Annotated in this window: 7 protein-coding genes; 4 read left to right on the top strand and 3 right to left on the bottom strand. The window is 35.0% G+C overall.

What is annotated here, in order from left to right:
* The first annotated feature begins 74 nt into the window (after positions 1 to 74).
* Both CD30_RS18295 and CD30_RS18290 read left to right on the top strand, forming a co-directional pair.
* On the top strand, positions 75 to 545 hold the full coding sequence (locus tag CD30_RS18295; protein ID WP_036180334.1) for a hypothetical protein: 471 nt from the start codon (positions 75 to 77) through the stop codon (positions 543 to 545).
* Positions 546 to 603: 58 nt separating this feature from the next.
* Entirely contained in the window at positions 604 to 840 is a 237-nt protein-coding gene (locus CD30_RS18290; protein ID WP_052126321.1) for a hypothetical protein, read from the top strand.
* Positions 841 to 1,138: 298 nt separating this feature from the next.
* On the opposite strand, the gene CD30_RS18285 is transcribed toward CD30_RS18290, so the two are convergent.
* Positions 1,139 to 1,501, bottom strand: a complete 363-nt coding sequence (locus tag CD30_RS18285; RefSeq protein WP_036180330.1) for a winged helix-turn-helix transcriptional regulator — start codon at positions 1,499 to 1,501, stop codon at positions 1,139 to 1,141.
* A 185-nt stretch (positions 1,502 to 1,686) separates the two neighbouring features.
* Here CD30_RS18285 and CD30_RS18280 point away from each other — a divergent pair, with 185 nt between their 5' ends.
* Together CD30_RS18280 and CD30_RS18275 are read left to right on the top strand one after the other, a co-directional pair.
* Complete coding sequence (locus tag CD30_RS18280; RefSeq protein ID WP_036180328.1) at positions 1,687 to 2,880, top strand: MFS transporter; 1,194 nt, start codon at positions 1,687 to 1,689, stop codon at positions 2,878 to 2,880.
* A 94-nt stretch (positions 2,881 to 2,974) separates the two neighbouring features.
* Entirely contained in the window at positions 2,975 to 3,820 is an 846-nt protein-coding gene (locus CD30_RS18275; protein ID WP_036180326.1) for an aldo/keto reductase, read from the top strand.
* Between the two features lie 646 nt (positions 3,821 to 4,466).
* On the opposite strand, the gene CD30_RS18270 is transcribed toward CD30_RS18275, so the two are convergent.
* Positions 4,467 to 7,523: an MMPL family transporter gene (locus CD30_RS18270; protein ID WP_036180325.1), complete on the bottom strand. Its 3,057-nt coding sequence runs from the start codon at positions 7,521 to 7,523 to the stop codon at positions 4,467 to 4,469.
* A gap of 26 nt (positions 7,524 to 7,549) precedes the next feature.
* Complete coding sequence (locus tag CD30_RS18265) at positions 7,550 to 8,053, bottom strand: MarR family winged helix-turn-helix transcriptional regulator (protein ID WP_036180324.1); 504 nt, start codon at positions 8,051 to 8,053, stop codon at positions 7,550 to 7,552.
* Positions 8,054 to 8,419 lie beyond the last annotated feature (366 nt).

The raw sequence follows: 8,419 nt of genomic DNA, 5'->3' as shown, positions 1-8,419 counted from the left end.
TGAGGAAAATCCTTGAACCACAAAGCTCGGCGAATGCCGAGAGTCTATAATTTTCCAAGGAGGAACACTAAATTATGAATCCATATCAACATCAGTTCCCTTATGGCAATCAAATGTATCAAAGTGCATATAGTCCACCTGCTTATTTGAATCAACAAAAACCATCATTAGAAGAATTTTATTGGAGGCCGATTCAAGTTAATTCGATGCATCACCGTGTTCAACAGTCACCTGCTCATTTGAATTTTGAAAGACCATCTTTAGAAGAGTTTCATTGGACTCCCATCCAGTCCAATTTGGTGAATCAGCCTGTCCATCAGTCACCTGCTCATTTGAATTTTGAAAGACCATCTTTGGATGAGTTTCATTGGACTCCCATCCAGCCCAATAAGGTAAATCAAATACAACATCCTTCTAAACCAACAACACAGCCATTACATCATATTAATCCGATGCATCACCCAGCAAATCATGTACCTCAGCAGCCTATGCAACAGCCAGTGAAATCGCCACAAACAAAATACAATCCCATCAAATCAATATGAATATCCACCAGTTGATCCTAACTTATTATACAAATCCGCCAATGAAACGAAAAAATTAATGTCCGATGCAAGCAAGGTTCTCGATAAACTTTCTTCTTCAAAGGATTTCGGTTCAAAAGTAATGTACTTTGCAGAACGTTCAGACATTGAAGAGGTTAAACGATTAATTAAAACTACAGGGATTAAACGGGATGTAAAAATAGATTACAATCCAGATGGGTTACGATTAGAATTTGATTCAACAACGGAAAATGTTCCTTGCTGTAAACTCTTTGTTACATTACGTTGGCGTTAATTCTGTATATAATTACTAAATGAAACACTTTTTCATATTGTAGGGGCTCAAAAAAACTTGAGTTTATTTATCTACTTGTTATATTCGATACCGTATTACCGCATGGATTGAGTTTCGTTTAAATACTAAAAGTAGCCGTTTATCTTTCCTTTTTCACGAAATTCAATTTTCCATCGGGCACATAAGAGCGTTCTATGTTACTTTTCACACGAAAACCAATACCGTTCGGGCACATGAGCGCTCTATGCTACCTTTACATCGAAAATCAATTCCATTCGGGCACATCTTTTAGCCCATACTATTGATTTAAAATACTTTCCTCTAAAACCTCTGATTTATCACCATAAACTTTTAGAATGTGGTTTTCTCCCCAATTACAAAGAGCATTTAGTATTTCTTCTAGGCTTTTCCCGTACTCACTTAATTCATACTCAACCTTTGGTGGGACTTGATTATAAACGATACGATTTATTACGCCATCTTCTTCAAGCTCCCTTAATTGTTGTGTTAGCATTTTTTGCGTGATGCTTGGCATAAGTCGTTTTAATTCACTTGTTCTTTTTTTCCCATGAGTCAAATGGCAAAGTATTACACATTTCCACTTACCTCCGATCACTTCCAAAGTTGCTTCGACTGATATATTGTATTTCTTTTTATTCATATCCAAAGTCCTCCTAACTAATAGGCACTTAAAAGTACCTATAGTACTAAAAAGTTTCTATAGCACTTTAAAGTGCGTTCTTTTCTTTATAATCGGTATACATCATAATAACATGGTCGGCCGATTCAAACTATACTTTCTTTTATTTCGCGAAAAGGAGAGCACATTAAAAAGGAGGTTATAATATGACATTAAACAAAAAACAGAGTACATTGGCACTTCTTACTTTAGCTGTAAGTGCATTTGCTATAGGCACCACAGAATTTATTAGTGTCGGATTATTACCGCTTATTTCTGAAGACCTGAATATTCCAGTTACAACTGCTGGGTTGACTGTTTCCTTATATGCATTAGGTGTGACCATTGGGGCTCCACTTTTAACGTCAATGACATCACAAATGCCACGTAAGAAATTATTAATCTGGATAATGATAGTGTTCATCATAGGTAATAGTATTGCTGCTATGTCCACTACAATTCAATTATTACTTGTTGCCCGCGTAATATCTGCCTTTTCACATGGTGTCTTTATGTCGATAGGTTCAACTATTGCTGCGGATTTAGTACCTGAAAATCGTAGGGCAAGTGCCATTTCAATCATGTTTACTGGCCTCACAGTGGCTACAGTGACAGGTGTGCCCTTTGGAACATTTATTGGACAACATTTAGGTTGGAAAGCTGCTTTTATAGCAATCGTTATCACAGGTATTATTGCTTTAATTGCTAACAGTATTCTTGTCCCTTCTAATTTAAGAAAGGGAGAAAAAACTACTTTCCGTGATCAGCTTAAACTTGTAACTAATAGTCGATTATTGCTTTTATTCATTATTACTGCACTGGGATATGGTGGAACTTTTGTTGTATTTACATTCCTATCACCATTACTTCAGCAAATCACTGGATTTAGTGAAGGAGCTGTAACAATCATCTTATTACTTTATGGCATTACTATTGCAATAGGTAATATGATTGGAGGTAAACTTTCAAATAAAAACCCTATTCGTGCATTGTTTTATATGTTTATTGTACAAGCAATTGTCTTATTTATTTTAATGTTTACAGCACCATTTAAAATTGTCGGGTTAATAACAATTCTGTTCATGGGATTATTGGCGTTCATGAACGTGCCGGGATTACAAGTATATGTTGTAATACTTGCACAACGTTTTGCTCCAAGTGCCGTTGATGTTGCTTCTGCTATAAATATAGCTGCATTTAACGCAGGTATTGCAATAGGCTCTTTCTTTGGAGGAATAATTACAGATTCTATTGGTCTTATCCATACTTCTTGGATCGGAGCATTAATGGTGTTCGTTGCAGCTATTTTGACAGCCATTAGTAGAACACTGGAACGTAAAGATTTAGCAAGTAAAGCTTAAAAATATCCGATAAATGATTGACAGTATCAATAACTTTCAATCATTTATCCTAATTAGAAAAATCAAAACATAAAAATCTTTGGAGGTTTTAAAAATGACAGCAAAAAATTTACAAGATACAACTACTTTGCATAATGGAGTGAAAATGCCTTGGTTTGGACTTGGGGTATTTAAAGTTGAAGAAGGACCAGAACTAATTAACGCAGTGAAATCAGCAATTACAAATGGATACAGAAGTATAGATACAGCTGCAATTTACCAAAATGAAGTTGGAGTAGGAAAAGGTATTCAAGAAGGATTAAATGAAGCCGGTTTAACTAGAGAAGATCTATTTGTTACTTCAAAAGTATGGAATTCAGACCTTGGATATGAGTCAACAATTGCAGCATATGAGGAAAGTCTTGAAAAGCTTGGATTAGATTATTTAGACTTATATCTTATTCATTGGCCAGTAGCAGGTAAATATAAAGATGCTTGGAGAGCTTTAGAAACCCTATATAAAGAAGGACGAGTTAAAGCGATTGGGGTAAGTAATTTCCAAATTCATCATTTAGAAGATTTAATGATGGATGCTGAAATTAAACCAATGATCAATCAAGTAGAATGTCATCCGCGATTAACTCAAAAAGAACTACAATCTTTTTGTAAGGAATACGGTATTCAACTCGAAGCATGGTCTCCACTAATGCAAGGTCAATTGTTAGATAACGAAACTTTACAACAAATTGCAAATAAATATAACAAATCTGTAGCGCAAATTATCCTGCGCTGGGACTTACAAAATGGAATCGTAACAATTCCTAAATCAACAAAAGAACATCGAATTATCGAAAACGCAAACGTGTTTGACTTCGAATTGACACAAGAAGACATAGATGCAATTGACGGATTAAATCAAAACCATCGAGTAGGACCAGATCCAGATAATTTTGATTTTTAATATTTTTGTTAGAGATAGACGTATTTGAAAATACGTCTCAGAGGCTGGGACATAAAGGGAAAAGTACAATCTATTTTTAAATATAGATTGTACTTTTATGATATGCTACCGTTCGTTTCCGATGCAGGCTTCGCGCATCCAGGGCGAGCGGCGCTCCTTTCGCTTCGCTCTGTGGATTCTCGCCACTGCTCTCACATCCCGCAGGAAAGCTCTGCTTTGCATCAAAAGCGAAGCGGCAGATGCACTCTTCGCCCGCCTCTCCAACGAACGACTTTCAAATAAAGTGATAAGCAAATATTTACTATCCTTTGTAGTGCCTACTTGTTCTAAATTTACTTTTGTCCCAGCCTCTTTTTTCTATTTACAATACATTAAGAAGTCGTCGATTTCCGTTACAGGTGCTACGCTTTCCGTGGGCTCGGCCTCAGCCTTCTCCCTCGCTACGCTCAATCTGGGGAATGGTACACGATAGTCATATGCTCCAACCTTTAATACTGTGATAAGATACCTTAAAAAAGACAAAATACCTCAAGAGGTGCACCTCTTGAGGTATTTTGTCGACACTCTGAAATAAAACGAATACCAAACACTTATTTTAAGTGTAAATGGTATTCGCTTTAAATTCATGCTTTTATTAGGTTACTTATTAAATTGTCTTTTTATCCTTTGAAAAAAAGTTTGATAATTTATCTGGTAATGCTATCAACGCAGGAACAAAGAGTGGTAGTAAAATAAAGCACAGTACTATCAGCCCTGTTATAACTGCAATTGCTAATTCTATAAGTAATACAATTCCTGCAGGTATTAATGTGGCAAAGGTACCGCCAAGTATAATTACCGCTGATATAATAACACCACCAGTATGCTTAGAAGCTAAAACTATTGCTTCTTTTGGAGAAAGTTCAGGGTACTCCTTATAACGCATCATTAAGAAGATACTATAGTCTACTCCAAGGGCAACAATGATAATAAAGGAAAAGAATGGAACAAAGGAAGAAATCCCAGCGTAGCCTAACAAGTCTAAGAATATAAAGTTAATGATAAACATCGCTGTATAGTACGCTCCAACAAGTGATGCAGTAATAAAGATTGGAGTCCAGAATGAACGAATCACCAGGAATAAAACTAGTAGTACGCCAACAATTACGATTAACGTTGTTCTACTTAAATCTCTCGATAACACATCGTTCATATCATTCGTTGTTGCACTAGTTCCAACTGTTCCACTTTTCGCATCTGAAAGCACAGTTCCCTTCAGTCCATTAGAAAGCGTTTCATTAATTTGATTAATGGTTGTTAAAGCTTCGTTTGAGTATGGATCATCATTTAATACAATCGTCATTTTTGTAATTTTCCGATCCTCAGACATGAAGGCATCTAAAGACTTTTTAAAGTCTTCATTCGTTAATGCTTCTTCTGGGATAAAGAAGGTTTTTGCATTTAGCTGTGTTAAATATCCATTTGTTTGTTCAAGTCCATCAGAAATGCCTTTTAATCCATCGTTTACATCCGTTAATTTCTCACCAAATTCACCGAAACCGTTTAGCCCTTCAACTAGCTGTTGTTGACCAGCTTTCATTTCACCAAGACCATTATTTACAGCATTTAAATTTGTTACAATCATGCCAATTCCAGAAGAGGTTTGTCCAAGACCAGCCTTTAACTTATTCAATCCTTCTGACATTTGCAATAAACCATCACTCATGTTAGCAAGATTTTCGTTTGCTGTACTAAACCCAGCAGTCGTTGCATTATAATTTTCATTTAATGCAGCAATACTTTCTGGTGTAATTTGACTTAAAGATGCCAATAGCTGCTCAATTGTTTGTTTAAGCGCTTGGAAATTTGTATCATTTTCAGAATCTACATAGCTTGTTGCTACTGCATCCGTCATAGTTTTCATTTGTGCAAGTGAATTTTTTACACCTAATAGGGCCGTAGCTGCATCCTGATAATGATTTCCCATTTCAGAGTAACCGGCTTGCATTTTATCATAACTGTCAGCTAGCATTGTTATACCACTACTCATTGCAGTGAGATTTGTTTCAATTGTATCAAGTCCATTATAAATCGTTTCGGGATTATTAGTTCCATCAGCTATTCCCCCTTGGATTTGTTTCAATCCATTTGTTAATTCTGTCATGCCGTCTTGAAGCTTTGCTGTGCCATCCACCATTTGGTTTACTTGTGAAAAATCAGCAGATTCAAGTCCTATTTGAGCTTCTGTTAGCCCATCAAAAATTTGATTCACACCATCTTCAGTTTGAGAAATTCCATCTGTTACAGACCCCATTTGACTATCAACATAAAAGTCTGTAATTTGCTCACCTTGTGGCTGTGTAACAGAAGAAACCATTTTCACACCTTTAATCGCCTTCAATCTTTCTGTAACGCTATCAATTGCAGAAAGAGATTCGTTATTATCAAGTGCTTCATCATTTTCAATTACGACTGTAGTTGGCATTGCTTGTCCTTTACCGAAATGTTCCGCTACTAGATTAATTGCTTTTGAAGAAGGATAGCTATCACCAAGTTCCCCAACCGTATCAAAGTTTAACTTCTCTTTATGAAGGAAAATCATAGGCCCAATAATCGCAAGAATGATTATCGTGATAAGTATTGGATGCTTTGTTCCAAAAGAAGAAGTCTTTTCCCAGAATTTATTATCCTTATGACCTTCCGTGTTTTTTGAAGGCCAGAAAATTTTCTTACCTAAAACCTTCATAATAAATGGTGTTAAAGTTAAAATTTCTAATAACAAAATCGTTACACCGATTACTACTACTACACCAGATTGATAGATTGGTGATTCTGAGAAAACAAGTGCTAAGAAAGCTATAAATACCGTTAGAATACTGTATGCGATCGTTTTACCTGCTGTCTTATAAGTATTCACAATTGAATCATCAACAGAATGGCCTTTTGATAATTCTTCCTTAAATCGATTAAATAAAAGGATATTATAATCTGTACCAATCCCGAAAAGAATTAAAACTAGTAACATTTGTGTAAGACTCGTTACTGGAAAACCAACTTTATCTATCAATTGTGCGGCAATACCCATCGAAACAAGGTATGAAAATGCTACCGCGATTAAAGAGATAATAGGTGTAACAACTGATCTAAATGCAATGACAAGCACTGCTAGTATAAAGATAACTGTTAATGCAGCACTTTTTTCAACCCCTGCTTGCGATGCCTTTAAATAATCGTTATTAATAAAGTCTTCACCGCTTAAATAATACTCAACAGGAACATCTTCTAAAATACTATCGAATTGTTCTTTTATATCGTCAACTTCACGGCCCTTTTTATCAAGCTTATAGCTTACCATCAACGTTGTTCCATCTTCTGAAATTAAAGAACTTTTTGCTTCAGGCATAGTGAAGGGATCAATCATTTCTGTAATACCTAGTTCAGAGCTGTGATCAAGTATTACACTAACTGTTTCTCCAATTTCCTTCATTTCTTCATCTTTTATTTTATCTTCATTGTAAAAAACTATTAAATTATCCGTGCCTTCAGTGGTATTCATTTTTGCCAAGATATTACCAGCAATTACGGATGGGCTGTCACTACTTGTACCAGCTTGCCCTTGTTGTCGTAAAATGGCATTGATATCTGGCTGTAATATTGTTAGTATAATTGTCGCAATAAGCCAAATCGAAAAAATCGCCCAACGTCCTTTTATAATGCTTTTCAAATTATATCCTCCATTTATGTTGTCTGTTATTTTCTGCGTTTGTCTTTTTCGGAGAAGTACAAAATATCAATAAAATCATAGTTATCTATTCCCTCAGCAATCATTTTTTCTTTAACTGCTGAAACTAATAATTTCATACCCTTTTCAACTGTTTCCTGTTCACTAGGACTTAAAAGATTGATTACACCGATTAATGATTGACTAGTTAGTTCAGATATACTTTCATCTATTTCTTCTACTAATTTAGGAGATAGTGTAATATCTACTAAACGTTTATCTTTTTGGTTTGGTGATTTTACTAGAAATTCTTTTGCAATTAATCGATCAACAATATCGGAAACTGTACTTTGAGTCATTTTCAGATTTTGAGATAACTGCTTAATGCTAACGATATTATGAGCATAAACATCAGCAATCACCCTAATTTGTGGAATCGTTACGCCATGTTCCTCGGCTGTTTTTTGTAAGCTTTTCATCGTATAACGATGAATAAAATCTATCGATTCCCCGATAAAATCAGCTCTATTCAAAGCTACTATCCCCTTTCTCAATTAAATCGTAAACGATACATCGTATACGATATATATTATGAAGTTAAATATCCTTAGTCAATGGTAAGGTTTTCTTCTAGTTGCTGTTGAAATAGCAGTTATACCATGTTTATCTAACTATAAAAATTGATATTTAATAAAAATTAAAAATGAATATAGCTATAAACGTTGATATTGATGTATTTCTCAAACAATTTTCTATACAAATTCATATATCTGGTTTATTTAGGTATGGCATTATATACCAATCTATAATAGATGCGTTTTAGAATGTAAAACAAATATAGAAGCTCTATTAATCGAGTAGAGGGAAAATAAGTTAACTAATTTTCGCCCCTCTCACAA

It is taken from the genome of Ureibacillus massiliensis 4400831 = CIP 108448 = CCUG 49529 (assembly GCF_000772965.1).
GTDB classification, from domain to species: domain Bacteria; phylum Bacillota; class Bacilli; order Bacillales_A; family Planococcaceae; genus Ureibacillus; species Ureibacillus massiliensis.
This window is presented reverse-complemented; position numbering and strand designations above follow the sequence as displayed.

Bases quoted from the DNA above. Each gene is read 5' to 3' on its own strand.
- CD30_RS18275 (WP_036180326.1), top strand. From the start codon at position 2,975: ATGACAGCAAAAAATTTACAAGATACAACTACTTTGCATAATGGAGTG.
- CD30_RS18295 (WP_036180334.1), top strand. From the start codon at position 75: ATGAATCCATATCAACATCAGTTCCCTTATGGCAATCAAATGTATCAA.
- CD30_RS18290 (WP_052126321.1), top strand. From the start codon at position 604: ATGTCCGATGCAAGCAAGGTTCTCGATAAACTTTCTTCTTCAAAGGAT.
- CD30_RS18280 (WP_036180328.1), top strand. From the start codon at position 1,687: ATGACATTAAACAAAAAACAGAGTACATTGGCACTTCTTACTTTAGCT.
- CD30_RS18285 (WP_036180330.1), bottom strand. From the start codon at position 1,501: ATGAATAAAAAGAAATACAATATATCAGTCGAAGCAACTTTGGAAGTG.